Origin of the sequence: Streptomyces sp. Z423-1, from assembly GCF_013009255.1 — a bacterium.
Classification (GTDB): domain Bacteria; phylum Actinomycetota; class Actinomycetes; order Streptomycetales; family Streptomycetaceae; genus Streptomyces; species Streptomyces gossypiisoli.
Map to the genome: position 1 here is coordinate 9,410,102 of NZ_CP053109.1, position 16,604 is coordinate 9,426,705.

The 16,604-nt window shown below is 68.2% G+C and carries 18 protein-coding genes; 6 read left to right on the top strand and 12 right to left on the bottom strand.

Translation table 11 applies throughout. From position 1 onward, the window contains the following. Nucleotides 1-287 precede the first annotated feature (287 nt). The 4 genes from HJD23_RS42680 to HJD23_RS44875 all read left to right on the top strand — a co-directional run bounded on the left by HJD23_RS42680 (nucleotide 288) and on the right by HJD23_RS44875 (nucleotide 5,052). Nucleotides 288-1,496 (top strand): IS110 family transposase, encoded by a 1,209-nt coding sequence (locus HJD23_RS42680; protein WP_171118531.1) that lies wholly within the window; start codon nucleotides 288-290, stop codon nucleotides 1,494-1,496. Between the two features lie 92 nt (nucleotides 1,497-1,588). Continuing rightward, on the top strand, nucleotides 1,589-1,888 hold the full coding sequence (locus HJD23_RS42685) for a transposase (protein WP_171134068.1): 300 nt from the start codon (nucleotides 1,589-1,591) through the stop codon (nucleotides 1,886-1,888). Further along, nucleotides 1,885-2,772 carry an IS3 family transposase gene (locus tag HJD23_RS42690; RefSeq protein ID WP_171134108.1) on the top strand — a complete coding sequence of 296 codons (888 nt, stop codon included), beginning with the start codon at nucleotides 1,885-1,887 and terminating at the stop codon, nucleotides 2,770-2,772. Before HJD23_RS42685 ends, HJD23_RS42690 begins: the two co-directional genes overlap by 4 nt. A 51-nt stretch (nucleotides 2,773-2,823) precedes the next feature. Next, the gene (locus tag HJD23_RS44875) at nucleotides 2,824-5,052 is read left to right on the top strand and encodes an RHS repeat-associated core domain-containing protein (protein ID WP_171117736.1); all 2,229 of its coding nucleotides are present in this window, start codon (nucleotides 2,824-2,826) and stop codon (nucleotides 5,050-5,052) included. Between the two features lie 1,006 nt (nucleotides 5,053-6,058). Here the strand turns inward: HJD23_RS44875 and HJD23_RS42700 are convergent. Beyond that, nucleotides 6,059-6,310, bottom strand: a complete 252-nt coding sequence (locus HJD23_RS42700) for a hypothetical protein (protein ID WP_171117738.1) — start codon at nucleotides 6,308-6,310, stop codon at nucleotides 6,059-6,061. Nucleotides 6,311-6,336: 26 nt separating this feature from the next. On the opposite strand from HJD23_RS42700, the gene HJD23_RS42705 reads away from it, so the two are divergent. Beyond that, complete coding sequence (locus HJD23_RS42705; RefSeq protein ID WP_171117740.1) at nucleotides 6,337-6,783, top strand: SRPBCC family protein; 447 nt, start codon at nucleotides 6,337-6,339, stop codon at nucleotides 6,781-6,783. A gap of 390 nt (nucleotides 6,784-7,173) precedes the next feature. On the opposite strand, the gene HJD23_RS42710 is transcribed toward HJD23_RS42705, so the two are convergent. The 9 genes from HJD23_RS42710 to HJD23_RS42745 all read right to left on the bottom strand — a co-directional run bounded on the left by HJD23_RS42710 (nucleotide 7,174) and on the right by HJD23_RS42745 (nucleotide 13,333). Further along, nucleotides 7,174-7,536 (bottom strand): hypothetical protein, encoded by a 363-nt coding sequence (locus tag HJD23_RS42710; RefSeq protein WP_240980953.1) that lies wholly within the window; start codon nucleotides 7,534-7,536, stop codon nucleotides 7,174-7,176. Nucleotides 7,537-7,701: 165 nt separating this feature from the next. Further along, the gene (locus HJD23_RS42715) at nucleotides 7,702-8,238 is read right to left on the bottom strand and encodes a hypothetical protein (RefSeq protein ID WP_171117743.1); all 537 of its coding nucleotides are present in this window, start codon (nucleotides 8,236-8,238) and stop codon (nucleotides 7,702-7,704) included. Between the two features lie 403 nt (nucleotides 8,239-8,641). Next, nucleotides 8,642-8,776 (bottom strand): hypothetical protein, encoded by a 135-nt coding sequence (locus HJD23_RS44880; protein WP_277347791.1) that lies wholly within the window; start codon nucleotides 8,774-8,776, stop codon nucleotides 8,642-8,644. A 632-nt stretch (nucleotides 8,777-9,408) separates the two neighbouring features. Further along, on the bottom strand, nucleotides 9,409-10,296 hold the full coding sequence (locus HJD23_RS42720) for an IS3 family transposase (RefSeq protein ID WP_171134108.1): 888 nt from the start codon (nucleotides 10,294-10,296) through the stop codon (nucleotides 9,409-9,411). Beyond that, entirely contained in the window at nucleotides 10,293-10,592 is a 300-nt protein-coding gene (locus HJD23_RS42725) for a transposase (protein ID WP_171134068.1), read from the bottom strand. The genes HJD23_RS42720 and HJD23_RS42725 overlap by 4 nt, the downstream gene beginning before the upstream one ends. 51 nt (nucleotides 10,593-10,643) lie before the next feature. Further along, a complete protein-coding gene (locus HJD23_RS42730) occupies nucleotides 10,644-11,321 on the bottom strand; it encodes a hypothetical protein (RefSeq protein WP_171134134.1) in 678 nt (225 codons plus the stop codon). 47 nt (nucleotides 11,322-11,368) lie between these two features. Then, nucleotides 11,369-11,596: a hypothetical protein gene (locus HJD23_RS42735; RefSeq protein WP_171109924.1), complete on the bottom strand. Its 228-nt coding sequence runs from the start codon at nucleotides 11,594-11,596 to the stop codon at nucleotides 11,369-11,371. A 620-nt stretch (nucleotides 11,597-12,216) separates the two neighbouring features. Next, nucleotides 12,217-12,684 (bottom strand): hypothetical protein, encoded by a 468-nt coding sequence (locus HJD23_RS42740; RefSeq protein WP_171109923.1) that lies wholly within the window; start codon nucleotides 12,682-12,684, stop codon nucleotides 12,217-12,219. Between the two features lie 40 nt (nucleotides 12,685-12,724). Further along, entirely contained in the window at nucleotides 12,725-13,333 is a 609-nt protein-coding gene (locus tag HJD23_RS42745; protein ID WP_171109922.1) for a hypothetical protein, read from the bottom strand. Between the two features lie 44 nt (nucleotides 13,334-13,377). On the opposite strand from HJD23_RS42745, the gene HJD23_RS42750 reads away from it, so the two are divergent. After that, the gene (locus HJD23_RS42750) at nucleotides 13,378-13,611 is read left to right on the top strand and encodes a hypothetical protein (RefSeq protein WP_171109921.1); all 234 of its coding nucleotides are present in this window, start codon (nucleotides 13,378-13,380) and stop codon (nucleotides 13,609-13,611) included. A gap of 237 nt (nucleotides 13,612-13,848) precedes the next feature. Here HJD23_RS42750 and HJD23_RS42755 read toward each other — a convergent pair whose 3' ends face one another. Continuing rightward, nucleotides 13,849-14,622: a LuxR family transcriptional regulator gene (locus HJD23_RS42755; RefSeq protein WP_171109920.1), complete on the bottom strand. Its 774-nt coding sequence runs from the start codon at nucleotides 14,620-14,622 to the stop codon at nucleotides 13,849-13,851. A 31-nt stretch (nucleotides 14,623-14,653) separates the two neighbouring features. Then, the gene (locus HJD23_RS42760; protein ID WP_171109919.1) at nucleotides 14,654-16,357 is read right to left on the bottom strand and encodes an amidohydrolase; all 1,704 of its coding nucleotides are present in this window, start codon (nucleotides 16,355-16,357) and stop codon (nucleotides 14,654-14,656) included. Between the last annotated feature and the right edge of the window lie 247 nt (nucleotides 16,358-16,604).

The following is a 16,604-nucleotide window of genomic DNA, read 5'->3' on the forward strand; positions in this document are numbered from 1 at the left end:
ACCCGCCCGCCGATGGTCCCGTCCCCCGTTATGTTTTCCGCGGTCCTGCACGAGGGCCGCTGGCCTCCGGGCCCGGCATGACTGGTCCCCCCTGTCGAACGCATGACCTGGGGGGTGGTGTCACCGGGCCCGAGGGGTGCCGTTGGAGACGCTGATGAGAGGTCCGACTACCGCCTGGCCTGGCGCAATGCCCGGCCGTTCGCGGGCGGCAGGTCTGCATAACGTGGATGCGCGCGTACGGCACCAACTCCCCGGCCAGCACCAGCACCGAAGCAGTTGGGAGCACGATGTTCGACATCGGCGATGTGGGCGTCTTCCTCGGCCTGGACGTCGGCAAGACCGCTCACCACGGGCACGGACTCACCCCGGCCGGCAAGAAGGTCTTCGACAAGCAGCTGCCCAACAGCGAGCCCAAGCTGCGGGCTGTCTTCGACAAGCTGGCCGCGAAATTCGGCACCGTGCTCGTCATCGTCGACCAGCCCGCCTCCATCGGCGCCCTCCCGCTCACCGTCGCCCGCGACGTCGGCTGCAAGGTCGCCTACCTGCCCGGCCTGGCAATGCGCCGGATCGCCGATCTCTACCCGGGCGAGGCGAAAACCGACGCGAAAGACGCCGCGGTCATCGCCGACGCCGCCCGCACGATGCCACACACGCTGCGCTCGCTCGAACTCACCGACGAGATCACCGCCGAACTGACCGTGCTGGTCGGCTTCGACCAGGACCTCGCCGCCGAAGCAACCCGCACCTCCAACCGGATACGCGGCCTGCTCACCCAGTTCCACCCCTCGCTGGAACGTGTCCTCGGCCCCCGTCTGGACCACCCCGCCGTCACGTGGCTGCTGGAACGCTACGGCTCCCCGGCCGCCCTGCGGAAAGCCGGACGCCGCAGACTCGTCGAGGTGATCAGACCCAAGGCCCCGCGCATGGCCGCCCGGCTGATCGACGAGATCTTCGACGCGCTCGACGAACAGACCGTCGTCGTCCCCGGGACCGGCACCCTCGACGTCGTGATCCCGTCCCTGGCCCGCTCCCTGGCCGCCGTCCACGAACAGCGCCGGGCCCTGGAAGCCCAGATCAAAGCCCTGCTGGAGGAGCACCCTCTTTCCCCGGTCCTGACCTCGATGCCGGGGGTCGCGGTCAGGACCGCCGCAGTTCTGCTGGTCACCGTTGGCGACGGCACCAGCTTCCCCAACGCCGCCCACCTCGCTTCCTACGCCGGACTCGCCCCGACAACAAAGTCCTCGGGCACCTCGATCCACGGCGAACACGCACCCCGAGGCGGCAACCGGCAACTCAAGCGCGCGATGTTCCTGTCCGCTTTCGCCGCCCTGCACGACCCCGCCTCCCGCACCTACTACGACCGATCCCGGGCCCGCGGAAAGACCCACACGCAAGCACTCCTCCGCCTCGCCCGGCACCGCATCAGCGTGCTGTTCGCCATGCTCCGCGACGGCACCTTCTACGAACCACGAAACCCCGACGCAGCCCTCGCATGACCAGCTCGGGCTTGACGAAGGACATTGAAGCTTCCCCTTGATCGTGGACACCTGGAGACTGGGACCTGAGGTTCCAGAGGAAGTAGCACCAGGTGGGAAGCAAGTACACGAAGCGGTACACCGAGGAGTTCAAGCGGGACGCGATCGCGCTCGTCGACTCCTCGGGCAAGACGGTCACTGCGGTGGCCCGGGAACTCGGCATCAGCTCGGAGTCCCTGCGTGGCTGGTACCGCCGGGCCAAGGCGGACCGGGGCGAGGGCGAGCCCGGTGAGCTGACCAGCGCCGAGCGCGAGGAACTCAAGCGGCTGCGCAAGGAGGTCCGCGAACAACAGCAGACGATCGAGATCCTGAAAAAAGCGACCGCCTTCTTCGTGAAGGAGAACGACCGGTGAGCGAGCTGTACCGGTTCATCCACACGGAGAAGGCGAACTACCCGGTCGTTCTGCTGTGCCGGGTGCTGAAGGTCGCCCGCTCGTCGTACTACGCGTGGTGTGATGGCGAGGCGGCCCGCCGCGCCCGGGAGGCCGCGAACGACGCGCTCGGGCATGAGATCACGGTGCTGCACATCGCCTCCCGCCATACCTACGGTGTCCCGCGCATTCACGCTGAACTGCGACGCCTGGGGCAGCGGGTGAACCGCAAGCGTGTCGCCCGCGTGATGCGCGAGCGCGACATACGCGGCGTCACACGGCGCAAGCGCCGCTCGCTGACCCGGCCGGATGCGAAGGCGAAGCCGGCCCCGGACCTGATCGGCCGTGACTTCCACGCCGAGCGTCCCGGGATCAAGCTGGTCGGCGACATCACCTACCTGCCCACCGCCGAGGGCTGGCTCTACCTCGCCTGCTGGCTGGACCTGGCCACCCGCGAGGTCGTCGGCTATGCCATGGCCGATCACCACCGAGCCGACCTCGTCGTCGACGCCCTGGACATGGCACATGGCCGGGGGAACCTGGAGCCGGGATGTGTGATCCACAGCGATCGCGGCAGCGAGTATACCTCGTCCCAATTCCGTTACCGGATAGAGGAGTTGGGACTCCGGCAGAGTTGCGGGCGGACTGGGTCATGTTTCGACAATGCCGCCGCGGAGAGCTTCTGGGCCCTCCTGAAGGAGGAGATCGGCACCCGGACCTGGCCCGACCGGGCGACCGCCCGCGCCGAGGTCTTCACCTTCATCGAGACCTTCTACAACCGCCGCCGTCTGCGCAAGCACAAAATCTTCGGCTACCTCACCCCGGCCGAGACCAGGCAGCGACACCAGCACGCCCTTGCGGCGTAACGATCACGTGTCCGAGATCACGGGGAAACTTCACTCGGTCGGCAGCGGACCTTGAAGAAGGGCACCAAGCTGCTCGCCGAATGGACCTACGACACCGTCGCCAAGGGCCAGCTGACCAGCAGCACCCGCTACATCGACGGCCAGGCCTACACCACGGCCACCACCGCCTACACGGACGACTACCAGCCCACCAGCAGCACCGTCACCATTCCCGCCGGCGCAGGAGCTCTCGCAGGCACCTATACCTGGACCTTCGGCTACAACACCTATACCAGCGCCCAGGAATGGATCCGCCACCCGGCCGTCGGCAACCTCCCCAGCGAACGCCAGACCACCATCTACGGCCACCTCAGCCTCCCGCAGAAGACCACCGCAGGAGCCGTCAACCTCGTCAACGCCACCCAGTACGACGTCTTCTCCCGCGCGCACCGCCTCGAATTCGGCACCCTCGGCAAGAAGGTCTACCTCTCCCGCGACTACGACGAATTCACCGGACGCCTGACCCGGCAGACCTCGGATCGCGACCTGGCACCGCAGCGAATAGACGACACCACCTACACCTACGACGACGCAGGAAACGTCACTAGCCTCACCACCGCCAGCGGCCAGGACCTTCAGAGAACCGTCGATACCCAGTGCTTCACCAATGACGCCCTGCAGCGCCTGACCGAAGCCTGGACCACCACCACCGACTGCACCGCCGCACCCACCAGCAGCACCGTCGGCGGACCGGACCCCTACTGGCAGAGCTTCGCCTACGACGCGATCGGCAACCGCACCCAGCTGACCGACCACCGCACCGGCGCCACCACCACCTACACCCACAACCCCGCAGGCGGCACCGTCCCCCACGCCCCGCAGACCGCCACCATCAGCGGCGGACCAGACAACGGGCAGACCAGCACCTACACCTATGACGCGGCCGGCAACACCAAGACCCGCACCATCGGAGCGCGCACCCAGAACCTCACCTGGGACGACGAAGGCCACCTCGCAACCCTCACCGAAGCCGGCAAGACCACCAGCTACCTCTACGACGCCGACGGCAACCGCATGATCGCCCGTGACGCCGACGGCACGCAGACCCTCACCCTGCCCGGCGACAACGAACTCAAGGTCACCCCTGCAGGAGTCAAGGAAGGCATCCGTTACTACACCCACGGCGGCGAAACCATCGCTGTGCGGACCAGCAAGGGCTTCTCCTTCCTCATCAACGACCATCAGGGCACCGCCAGTGCTGCGGTCGCCATGACCACCCTCGCCCTCACCCGTCGCCGCCAACTGCCGTTCGGGCAGCCCCGCTCTGAACAGAGCGAGACGATGCCCGGCACCCGTACCTTCGTCGGCGGCACCAGCGACCCCACCGGCCTGATCCACCTCGGCGCCCGTGAATACGACCCAACTCTCGGCAGCTTCATCTCCGTCGACCCTCTCATCGACATCGACGACCCCCTGCAGATGAACGCCTATGCCTACGCCAACAGCCGACCCGTCACCGCATCAGACCCCGACGGCCTGATGATCTACGACGACTTCACCGGCCAGGGCTACGGCAACTCCAAGGTTATGAAGAACGCCTACAAGAGCTACGGATATCTCGACAGCAAGGGCCGTACTACCAAGAAATACAAGCAGAAACTCGCCGCGGATAACGCGCGCTGGAGGGCCTACTACAGCTCGAGTGCGTACCAGTGGGCCGTCCAGCAAACGGACGCCTACTACCGCGCCAAAGCAGCCCAGGCTAAAGCCCAGGCAGCCGCGCGCGCCAAGGCCGCCGAAGCCGAACGGCGCAAGAAGGACGGAATCTTCGGCAGTCTCAAACGCGGACTCTCCGAAAAATGGGACAACTTTAAGGAAGACGTCACAAGTGCTGACTGGTGGAAGCACAAGGGAGTCGACATGGCGGTGAAGCTTGCCGCTACGGCCGGAACAGCAGCATGCATCGCCTCAGCTGTGTGTGGCGTGGGACTGTTCACAGTAGGTGCAGCCGCGGTGTTCGCTGCGGGGCTCGCTGGGCACATGGCTGTGGCGACTGAAGAGGAGCGCCGTAAGGGTGCTTCTCAGTACCTTCTGCGAACAGCGAAGTCAGAACTCATGGGCATGGCGATGGGGGCGACCTTCGGACGCGGAACACTCGGTGCACTCCGAAAGGGCGGCAATCTCGCCTACAATCGCTGGGCCGTCAAGGGGGGACACGCCCGGGTTGACAGCATCGTATTCGGGCCCAGGCAAGGCGGCCTCCCGCTGAAATGGGACTATAAGGGATTGTTCAGTAAGTAGCAGTCCAAAATAGGGCGGGTGGCGCAGAGGGTTCTGCGCCACCCGTTCGGCCCTTTGGCGAACAAGTGCTGCGGATGGATGATATGAACAAAGAATACTGTGCCACCCGAAATCATATAGAACTAGGAAACAACAGCAAGCTGCCGGATCGCCCCGTGAAGATCTCAGTATTCACCGTTCTGCGAGGGTGTCTTTTCGGGCTGACAGCATGGGCTGCTGCGGCAACGGTTCTCGGCCTTCTTGTTTCCTGGGTTGCCGCAGTCTGCCTGGTTGGGATCTTCGCGCTTACGGGCGTGTCTGTATTCACGTACCGACTTAAGAAGGGGCACACGATTCGTTGCAGTTGCCTAGGTGCTCTATCAGCTTGTCTGCGGGTGGTGGATCTGCTCTGAATTACGTCACCGCTGCGAGGAATTGGGCTTCCTGGTCGACACCCGGTCAAAGTGACACGGAACCCTCAGAATTAGCACAACGCCCCCCGGTCCAAGTTGAGCTTATGTGCGATTTAGATCATCGCTTCTCTGTAAGAGGTTAATAGCATGTCGACCCTATTCGAAATGCTACTCATCGGCATCGTCGCCTACGCAGTAGGTAGCGCAGTTCGCCGGCAAAGTCGGCGAAGGAGCGGCAAACGCTCTGAAGCGGCACGGAAGGAGGGCTCGGTGGCCCTTCCCTGTCGACTTTCTTGGCCCGAGGCCACTAAGTCCAATAGATTCATTTACGGGAAAATTGTCATACAGGTAGGCGGTGAGATTGAATTTCACTGGGGGCGTCGGCGCTCGGTCAGTCTTCCTCGCAGTGAATGGGTGCACAAAGAGCTGAGCTGGCGACCCGGTCTCGCGCTGATTCGATATACCGTTCCTGCTGCCGGTCAAGCTCGTATTCTGCTAAGTGAGTCGGACGCCGATATTACGGAAAGGGTTTTGCGGATTACGTAGCGTCTCCGCCTCCTCGATCTGCGTCCGCGCCTGCTGTACCTGAGCCACCACGCGCGCCGGGGCGGCCTCTATTCGCGCCCGTCGAAGGGAGTTCCCAGCAGCACCTGCGCCCACTTCGCGGCGGAACCGTCGCCATCGGCCACGCACAGCCACAGCGTGCAGCGCTCGGTCTGCGGGTCCCTGAGCATCGTGAGCTGTCCGGCCCGGCCGCGTTTGGGGAGTTCGGGGCCGAACCGCCGCTCGTTGTCGACCGGCACGGCCTGCGGAGTGAGCGGCTCATCCGGGTCCAGCGGCTCCCTTAGAGCTCGTAACACGATCATGGTGAGACTCGGTCTAGCCTTGCTGGGTGTCGTCCCTTGCTGTTACTGCCACCGTGCACTCATCGGCGCCTGCTGCTCTCGTCTACGCCGCGCTCCTGGATGCGGAGTCCTGGCCGTCATGGACCTCCTACTACGAGGTCGAGTGGGAATTGCCCGCGGGGGTCGAGCGACCGGCACGCGCAGATGATCTTCGCACCATTCGTTCTCGTCTTGGACGGGTGTGCTGTCGCGAGCGCATCCTCGAGTTGGTTCCCGACCATCGGTTCAGCTACGAACAGACCGCCGGACTGTTCGCGTCTCATCGGGGGTCTGTGGACCTGGCCCGAGCACTCCATGGCGGCACCGACATCACCTGGTCAGCAACCTACCGGTACACCCTGCCCCTTCTGGACCCGCTCAGGAGACGGCGCCTGCAGGTTCTAGCCCACGATCTGGCTTCATACGCCAACTCAATCGCGAGCCGACACTCCTAGAAGCTGGTGCGAGGTTCATGATCCGGTCTTCTTGAGCCGCCGCCAGCAGATCAGGCCGCAGGCCAACAACAGGAAGGCGTTGTGGAGTTCGAGGCGGCGTTCCCAGCCGCTTGGACAGCGCAACGCGTCCGTCGGGGAGCCGCACGGCGAGTGCCTTCGGATGCCGGGCCGTGCCGGTGAACCCCCTTGCCTACCACGATCACCGCCAGAGCATCACGGCTGGGTGAGGATACGGGTTCGCAGGAGTTCGAACGAGGCCCGACCGCACATTGCTCTCTTGAGCGTTTTAAAAGTTACGTGGCCTTCGATGACGCCCAGGGGCAGCCCTGTGTATGAGGGGTTCTTCCGGGCTTGCCCGCCGACAGGCTTTTCAGACGCCTTCTACGGGGGTCAGAGGTCGGCGCAGATTGTGCGGGCCTTGGCCAGTTCCTTTTTCACTTCGGTGTCGACTTCGAAGACTTGGCGGTGGCGGTTGTGGGCCCGGGTGATGGCCTGTGCGAGCGGCTCGTACGAGGAGTCGCCCGCGGCGGCGGCCGTGGCCAGGTCGAAGGCGCCTGCGAAGCGGTACAGCGCTTGCTCGCCCGCCTTGCCCTTCGTGAAGAGCTTCGATTCGTCCGTGCTGGCCAGCGCATCGCACGCCCCTCGGGCGTCCGTTCCGGCGCTACTGCCTGCATTCGATGTGCTGCCGGTCAATGCCCAGGCCACGCCCACGCCTGCGCCGCCCACCAGCAGGCCGACCAGCACAGCGGTCACCAGGGGACCCCGGCTGCGGGCCGGCGTGGTGGGCGGGGATGGCGGGACGGGGGCCTGGTACGGCTGCTGTGCCTGCATGTACACGACCATAACGGGCTGTCCGTCTGGGTCATCAGTCGGGTCCCGGTGACGCTTGGAGGGGTGATCTGGTTACCAGCCGTCGGGTCAAGGGACGGTGTTGCCGATGACCTGGGCCAACTCGTCGGCCGACTCGGGGGTCAGGCGGTAGAACCCCTGGAGGCTGGCTGAGCGCTCGAGGCGGCCGTCCACCACGTGCTTCAGGCCGCGCGTCTGGCCTCGGCGGTTACGCCAGGTGAGCCTCGACAGAAGATCGCCGGGGAGCGGCATGTCGAAGCGCACGGGTGTCGCGTCCACGTGTACCGCCGCGGCGCCGCAGCCGCCGGCACCGAGCATCGACCAGTCGCCGTGCCCGGGAAACGCCGAATCCTGCCACGTCGCGGGGGCGGTGCCGCAGCAGTCGCGCCGCTCCATGTCGATCACCCGCATCCGGCTCACCACGAACACGACGCACCGGTTGACATGCAGCGCGTACACCTCGTCCCCAACACGGGCACCCGACCAGGCGGGCAGGGAGGAATGGACGCCGCTGAAGGCGACTGGCGGCTGCTCGCCCACGCGACCCGCCTTGCGCAGGGCACGGCAGGTGTCATGGGTCCACAAGACGGTGAAGGCGTCAGACATGCCGTGATCTTATGAACGGGGACTGACAGTCTTCCGTGGAGACAGCGCTCCTCTCCTCGACCCTCGCTCGGCGGGAACCCCACGGGGAAGCCCGTGGCGTGGTACTGCGCCCGGCGCGGTGTTCTGCCTTGCCGTCCTTGACCACGATGTTCGCCCGCGCGCCGCGGTTGTTGCCGGTGGTGTGGACGTTAGCAGCAGCCGCCGGTGGGCCGATGCCGGTGAGGGAGCGTCCGGGAGATGGGGTCGGGTGCGGAGAAGGCGCAGATCTGTAGCAGTTGGAGAGCTGCGGGATGGTTTTTCTGCAATGCCGGGCCGGGGCCCTGGGTGGGGCCCCGGCCCGGCGGTGGTTGGCGGTTTCAGGGGTGGTGGCGCTGGTCGAGGGCGCGGCGGGCGAGGTCGTAGGTCATGCCGAGTGCGGCGAGTGCGACGCAGGGGGCCATACGTAGGCCGTTTCGACGTTGCCCGCGACGAAGGAGATGAGGAGTCCCGTGCCGGCCCCGGTGGTGGCGATGCCGGTGAGGGCGGCGCGGCGGGGCATGGGTGCGGTGAGGGTGATGCGCCGGGCTTCGTCCGCCCGCTTCGTCTCCCCGCCATGGGAAGCTGTTTGTGCTGGTCGGGGTTGTTGTCGACGCGGTGCGCTACGGTCGTAGCCGGTCAAGGGGTTCCTCTCTTTCTCTCTGTGCTGGGACAAGGCAGGTGCCGTGACCGCGACGGAGGTTCTGGCACACGTCCGGCCGGCCAAAGCAGGGTCGTGTTGCCAGGGCCTCGTCGTCCCGCGGGATTCCTGGTGCCCATGACGCTACACAGGGTCGGGTCCGACAACTGGCCGTCCGTGCTCGGGACGTCGCCCGGGAGAATTTCGCGCGCCCTGTCTGTGAGCGTGGTGGATGCGCTCGGCAGGAGGCGGAGGCAGGCGTCGTGTTCTTTTCCCGGCTGCGGGAACCACCGCTGATCAGGCCCGATGCTGGGTTGCGGAGGGGGTCGGGAAGCCGGTGAGCTGACCCGGACAACCGGGCAGGGTGATTTCTTGTTGCCAGGCTTGGATTTCTTCGTCGGTGGGGTCGGCGGGGTGGGCGGTTTGCGTGTCCGGGAGTAGGAAGTTGTCGGGCCAGTCGTCTTCGGTCAGGTAGTCCTCCCTGAAGTTTCCCCGTGATCTCGGACACGTGATCGTTACGCCGCAAGGGCGTGCTGGTGTCGTTGCCTGGTCTCGGCCGGGGTGAGGTAGCCGAAGATTTTGTGCTTGCGCAGACGGCGGCGGTTGTAGAAGGTCTCGATGAAGGTGAAGACCTCGGCGCGGGCGGTCGCCCGGTCGGGCCAGGTCCGGGTGCCGATCTCCTCCTTCAGGAGGGCCCAGAAGCTCTCCGCGGCGGCATTGTCGAAACATGACCCAGTCCGCCCGCAACTCTGCCGGAGTCCCAACTCCTCTATCCGGTAACGGAATTGGGACGAGGTATACTCGCTGCCGCGATCGCTGTGGATCACACATCCCGGCTCCAGGTTCCCCCGGCCATGTGCCATGTCCAGGGCGTCGACGACGAGGTCGGCTCGGTGGTGATCGGCCATGGCATAGCCGACGACCTCGCGGGTGGCCAGGTCCAGCCAGCAGGCGAGGTAGAGCCAGCCCTCGGCGGTGGGCAGGTAGGTGATGTCGCCGACCAGCTTGATCCCGGGACGCTCGGCGTGGAAGTCACGGCCGATCAGGTCCGGGGCCGGCTTCGCCTTCGCATCCGGCCGGGTCAGCGAGCGGCGCTTGCGCCGTGTGACGCCGCGTATGTCGCGCTCGCGCATCACGCGGGCGACACGCTTGCGGTTCACCCGCTGCCCCAGGCGTCGCAGTTCAGCGTGAATGCGCGGGACACCGTAGGTATGGCGGGAGGCGATGTGCAGCACCGTGATCTCATGCCCGAGCGCGTCGTTCGCGGCCTCCCGGGCGCGGCGGGCCGCCTCGCCATCACACCACGCGTAGTACGACGAGCGGGCGACCTTCAGCACCCGGCACAGCAGAACGACCGGGTAGTTCGCCTTCTCCGTGTGGATGAACCGGTACAGCTCGCTCACCGGTCGTTCTCCTTCACGAAGAAGGCGGTCGCTTTTTTCAGGATCTCGATCGTCTGCTGTTGTTCGCGGACCTCCTTGCGCAGCCGCTTGAGTTCCTCGCGCTCGGCGCTGGTCAGCTCACCGGGCTCGCCCTCGCCCCGGTCCGCCTTGGCCCGGCGGTACCAGCCACGCAGGGACTCCGAGCTGATGCCGAGTTCCCGGGCCACCGCAGTGACCGTCTTGCCCGAGGAGTCGACGAGCGCGATCGCGTCCCGCTTGAACTCCTCGGTGTACCGCTTCGTGTACTTGCTTCCCACCTGGTGCTACTTCCTCTGGAACCTCAGGTCCCAGTCTCCAGGTGTCCACGATCAAGGGGAAGCTTCATCCCAGTAGTCGTTGTCGGGTTGGGTGAGTCCGCAGCGGGCGCGGATTTCTTCTGTTTGCTGGCGCCGGTAGTCGGCTTCTTCGGCGGCTTCGCAGATGTAGGAGTAGGTGCGGGCCTGACGGGGGTGGCCGGTGGCGATGCGCGCGCGGGCGGCGAGGAGGGCGGATACGACGTGGTCTGGGGCGTGGCAGGCGCGCAGGAATGCTTGCAGGAGTGTGGTGCTGGGCAGGAGCCGGCCGCGCAGGACTTCGCAGAGGGTGGATTTGGGCAGCTGGCCGTTGGCTTGGGGTGAGTCCTGCAGCGCGCGGAGGGAGGGGCTTCCGGCGTCGGTGCGGACGCGACGCAGGGCGGCGGCCAGGCCTTTGCGGGTGCGGATGCGGCGTGGGGTGTAGGGGCGGGGGCTGGCCGGCCCCGTGCGGTTTTGGCGTTCGGTGTGGGCGGCTTCCCACAGTCGGCGGGCTTCGTCCAGGTCGGCGCCGGTGGCGTGGGCGAAGGCGTGGACGGTGCGCCAGGTGGGCATGCGGCCGTCGAGGGCTCGCCGGAGCGTGCAGGCACTGACGGCAAGGTCTTTGTGATGGGCGGGGCAGGCGGCCAGTTCGTCGTAGGTCTGCCGACCTTTGTGATGGCGTAACCAGCGCCTGAGGCTGTCCAGTTGGCTCATACGGGTGCGCGCGGGGGTTGTCATGCTGCCTGCGCGTGGCCATGGCTTCACCCCTGGCCTCCCGGACAGCGGCCGAGCAGGCGGGTGACGGGCGTCCGCAACACGAGAGCGGCGGCGGTGCCCAGCGCGAGCAGGACGGCGGGGATCGGTCGGTGGGTGGCGCTGAGCGTGGGGACGGGGCAGATGACCGTGATGACGACGGCGGCCTCGAGCGCGGTGAGCCGGCCGTGTCGAAGGCAGCCGCCATCGGTGCGGCCGTCGTCCGCAGGGCGCATGCTCGGGGGCGTGTTCGGGCTGTCCGCAGGCGTGTGCGGGGTGGGAGGGCAGGACATGGCGGATCTCCAGGCAGGGTGCGGGTGAGCCGGCGGTGGGGCGCCGTGATCGTGCCTGGCGCTGCGGGCTTAAGTGCCGCGGCCGGCGATGGCTCGATGGTGGCAGCTGCGGGGTGGCGGAAGCCAGCCGTAAGGCGAGGCACAGACCCAAGACGTCCTTTTTCCGGCGGGTGTGTTGTTGCTGGTGAGCGGGCGGGTGCGAGCAATCGGTGTCCAGGCTCCGACGGGCGCGGCGAGACCGGGGGCGGCCTGATCGCTGACCGGTCCGCCAACGCCCCGGCCGCACCGGCGGGCCGTTGCCCGTGCGGTGGCCGTGGCGCTCGCGTCACGGGCACGCCGCAGACGGCAGGAGTAGCACGCATGCAGCCGGGTGTGTGCCGGCGCGGCCCCGTCCGAGGCGCGTCCGGGCGGCGGCGCGCAGCGCAACCCCGGGGCCAGCGGCTAGGGGGGTGCCGTGGCCTGCTCCGGTCCGTGCGTGTTCCAGTCTGCCTTGCCCCATCCGAGAGAGCGTGATGCTGGATCACCACCGGGCCCCGAGCACCGACCCAGGTCTCACTGACCCGCTATTGGCCGCAACCGATGCCCTCCGGCGGCGCGGAACCGGACGGTGCGCGCGGCCCGTCGAGTCCGGCGAGCAGGTCGTCGGCGGCGGCGCGCAGCGCCTCGGGATCGACCAGGGCGAGTACGGGAACGCAGGCGGTCCACGGACCGATCGCCAGCAGCTCGGCCGTGAGCGCGGCGGCCCGCTCGCGATCGCCGTTCAGAGCCAGCTCGCGGGCCTGCCGGGCGACACTCGCGAGCTCTGGTGCGACGTCGGCAAGCGCCGTCTCCACGGCGTCCGCCGCTCTGGCCCCAGGCCTGTCTGCCGCGGCTGCGAGCTGCGCGAAGGTGCTGCGGCGGCTGGGGAAGTGGCTGATCATCGCGGCGACGGCGCGCGCATCGGCGGGCCGGCCGCCCTCGACCAGAGCCTCGGCCAGGTTGGTCAGCAACTGGCCCTGCAGGAAGGGGCTGCGCTGCGCTGCGCGGGCCACCAGGTGCGCCTGTTTCACGGCCTGGCGGGCCAACCGGTCCTCATGGTCGGATAGCCCGGCGTGGTGCCCCACCCCGACCGGGGCCGTGAGGGCCTCGCCCTGCCGCAGCGGGTCCGCGATGGACGTGGCGACCTCCTCGGCGCGCGCTCACCTCTTCGCACCTCGTCGGCCGTCCTGCGGCGGCGAGCAGCCGCGACACCTCGGTGAGCACGTCTGCCTTGCGCATGGGATGAAGGGCCGAGCCGGCGATGACGGCCGTGAGCCGTACGGCGACGGCGGCGGTGCGCTCGGCCCGCTCGTCGTCCCCGATGCTCGCGAGCGCCCGCGCCAGCACGGCTGTCGAGGTCGCCAGTTCCTCCGGGCGGGTGACCGCCCGGGTCGTGGACTCGGTCTCTTCGGCCGCCCGCGTCGCCCGCTCTGCGTCACCGGTGAGCAGATAGGTCCCGGCCAGGACGGTGAACACGCGTGTCCGGCGCGCCCGGTGCGCCACATGGACGGCGGCCTGCCATGCGTCACCGGCCACGCTGCGGGCCTCCTCCGGGCGGCTGGCGACGGCGAGCGCGTGCGCGAGCGCGACCAGCGCCGAAGCCTGCGAGTTGCGGGCTCCGGTGTGATCGAGCCGCCGGTAGCCGGAGACGGCGGGGGACACAGTCCCGCGATGCTGACGGCGGACACCCAGGCCAGGGAGGGGCAATGACGGACAGCTATCGGGACCTGCGTGTTCCCGACGACACCGGGCGGCCGCTGCGGGAGGAGATCGCGCGCCTGGTCTACGGCTTCGACGCGGTCGCCGACGCCGACCGGACCCGCCAGGACTACCTCGCGGTCGCCGACCACATCATCGAGTTCCTCGCGCGCCGTGCCGTACGCACCGACGGCGTAACCGGGCCCGGGGGCGGGGCGTTGGACACGGCGCCGCGTACATGAACATCCGACCCCCGCGGATACGCGAGCGGCCCGGACCAAGTGGTGTGACTGAGCATTCGATTAGGCGAGTTGAGCACGGGGCGGGCAGCGTGTACGGCAGCACAAGATCGTCCAGCCCGCAGGCGTGGGACCACACTGGTCCTGCCTCAACCCTCTGTTGCCGCCCCAGCGGGTGAGGAAACGAGCGTCCGCAGGGGCGCGCCTGCTGTCCAAGCGTTTTGCGCTGCCGGGCTCGCGTCAGCGGGAGGGTTCGATTCCCCAGGCGGCGGCTCGGGCGGCGGCGGCCGCGCGGTTGGGGAGGCCGAGTTTGGCGAGGATGTGCTCGATATGGGTTCCTACGGTGCGCGGCGTGATGTACAGCCGCTCGGCGATCTCCCGGTTGGTGCGGCCGGCGGTCAGTTCGGCCAGCACCTGGAGCTCCCGTGGCGAGAGTCTGCCAGGCCGCCGCGCATCCGCGGCGGGGTCGGCCGCGGCGACCTCCTCGGGCGGCGGGCCTGCGCGGGTGTCGACGGCTGCGGCGAGCGCCTCGGTGAGCAGGGTGAGCACGGCACGCGCCGGGTCGGGCGTGCGCCGCGGCTGGCGGGTGCTGACGTTCAGCATGCCGACGTACCGGCCGTCGGCGGCGAACAGGCACTGGGCCACGCCGTCCTCGATGCCGAGGGGACACAGCACCTCCTGGAAGCCCGGGGATGCCGCCAGGAGCTGCCCGGAGACGTCCCTGAGCCAGAGCCCGCCTCGGGCCGGGCTGCGGAGCACGGGGAACACCGGGTCGTGGTGGAGGCGAGTCTCGATGTAGGCCGTGGCGTCGTCCGGGTAGCTCCCGGCCAGGGTGGTGTGGCGTCGGCGCAGCGGATCCCACCGAGCCAGGGAGGCGTGGTCGTACTCCATCACCTCCGACAGCGCCGCCAGGACCATGTCGACGCCGGTCGCGCCGCTCGTGGCGCTCCTGGCGGCCTCACGGACGTGGATGGCCGCGTCCAGGATGTCCGCCGTGCTCCGCTCCGCTGCCATCCCCCAAGGATGATCATGTGCCCGGAATACGTCAATCGCGAAGGGTGTCGTGCACGACCTGCCCGTCCACGACGGTGAGGACGACGGGCATCTCCGGGATGTCGTGGGGGTCGGCGGTGAGCAGGTCCCCGTCGAGCACGCAGAGGTCGGCGACCTTGCCCGGCTCCAGGGAGCCCTTCCAGTCGTCGGCGAAGTCCTGCCAGGCAGCGTCGATCGTGTACGTACGGATCGCCTCGGCCAGGCCGATGCGCTGCTCGGGGCCGCTGACCCGGCCGGCGGCCTTCGACTCGCGCAGCATCATGGTGGCGACGCCCTGGCGCCAGTCCGGGTACGTGACGGGGGCGTCGGACCCGCTCGCGACCCGCACGCCGGCGTCGATGGCATCGCGGTAGGGCCATGCGTACGCGGCCCGTTCGGCGCCGATGAACTCCTCCTCCATGTCAGCGACGGTCCACTTGATGGTGGGGTTCATGTTGACGCCGAAGCTGTGCGCGCCCAGCACCTTCATGCTGTGCGCGGTGAGGAAGTCGCCGTGGATGACGTAGTGGCGGGCGTCGGGCCGTGGGTACTCGGCCATGGCCGCGGCGAAGGCGTCCGCGACGGTGTCGATGGCCCGGTCGCCGGTGACGTGGACGCCCAGCTGGTGCCCGGCGGCGTGGGCATGCCGGATCATGGCGTCGATCTCGGCGATCCGCTCGGCGTCGGTCTCGCCGCCGACGCACAGGGAGCCGCAGCCGCCGCCGACGTACGGCTCGTGCATCCAGGCCGTCTTGTTAGGGACGATGCCGTCGGCGAAGATCTTGACCCCGTGGATCGCGAGGCGGCGCGGATCGGCGACGCCGGACTCGCCGAGGGCGGTGAGGGTGCGGGTGAACTCCTCGGCGGTGCTCGCCATTCCGGTGGGCAGGAGCAGGACGCCGACGCGGGCGGTCAGTTCGCCGTCGGCCAGCAGCCGGCGGTAGACGTCGAGGGTCTCCGCGCCGAGCGCGCCCCGCATGATGCCGACGCCGCCGGGGCCGAGCCCGGGCTCGGTGTAGCTGGTCACGCCGAGCCGGGCGAGCGTGGCGAGGGTCGACCTGATCGCGTCGGTCCGCTCCTGCCGGCTGAGCGGCGGCAGCGCGTTCTGGACGAGGGCCTGGGCCCCCTCGTGGAGCAGCCCGGTCGGTTCCCCGGCTTTGTCCACAATGATGGCCCCGCCGGGCGGCGCGACGGTGTTCCGGTCGATCCCGATGAGCTCCATTGCCTTGGCGTTGACCCAGGCGGCGTGCCCGGAGAAGGAATACAGGACGACGGGGTGGTCCGGGCTCACGGCGTCGAGGTCGCGCCGCGAGGGCAGCCGCGACGGATCGGAGAGGCACTCGTCGAGGTAACTGGTGTCCCAGCCGTGCCCCGTGATCCACTGCCCGCCCGGAACCCGCCCGACGGACTCCCGTACCGCCTCGGCCACGTCCTCGAGGGAGGACACGGCGGGATGGCCGAGATCCAGGGAGAGCGGCGGCGTCGCCATGCCGAAAGCGCATCCGTGCAGATGGGAATCGTTGATACCGGGAAGCAGCGTCGCCCCCCGCAGGTCGACGACGCGGGTGCCCGGTCCGACGAGCGGCGCGACGTCGTCCCGCCCACCGACGGCACTGATGATCCCACCGGTCACCGCCAGGGCCGACGCTACGGAGAACTCCGCATCGACCGTGACCACCCGCCCGCCAAGAAACACCAGATCCGCATACGTGTCCACAGAAGGTCCTTTCGACAACTGGGCGTACCACGGCCACCCACGAACGATCTCCCGAGGACTATCGCCACGCCCCCACCTCCCGCACATCGGTCATCCCACCGATACACGCTCCCGCAGTGGCAGGTTGACGCCTCATGTTCGGGATCGTGTCGGGCTTCCGTAGGGCATGGGGCGAATCGCGGTTCGCCGTGGGCGACCCGGGCGCAGATGCAGGCGGTGACGGCGAGGCGCGCGGTCGCCGGAGATG

Coding starts and splice junctions, on each gene's coding strand:
- HJD23_RS42750 (WP_171109921.1), top strand. CDS start 13,378: ATGACGGACAGCTATCGGGACCTGCGTGTTCCCGACGACACCGGGCGG.
- HJD23_RS42700 (WP_171117738.1), bottom strand. CDS start 6,310: ATGATCGTGTTACGAGCTCTAAGGGAGCCGCTGGACCCGGATGAGCCG.
- HJD23_RS44880 (WP_277347791.1), bottom strand. CDS start 8,776: ATGCCCCGCCGCGCCGCCCTCACCGGCATCGCCACCACCGGGGCCGGC.
- HJD23_RS42715 (WP_171117743.1), bottom strand. CDS start 8,238: ATGTCTGACGCCTTCACCGTCTTGTGGACCCATGACACCTGCCGTGCC.
- HJD23_RS42735 (WP_171109924.1), bottom strand. CDS start 11,596: ATGCGCCCTGCGGACGACGGCCGCACCGATGGCGGCTGCCTTCGACAC.
- HJD23_RS42755 (WP_171109920.1), bottom strand. CDS start 14,622: ATGGCAGCGGAGCGGAGCACGGCGGACATCCTGGACGCGGCCATCCAC.
- HJD23_RS42730 (WP_171134134.1), bottom strand. CDS start 11,321: ATGAGCCAACTGGACAGCCTCAGGCGCTGGTTACGCCATCACAAAGGT.
- HJD23_RS42680 (WP_171118531.1), top strand. CDS start 288: ATGTTCGACATCGGCGATGTGGGCGTCTTCCTCGGCCTGGACGTCGGC.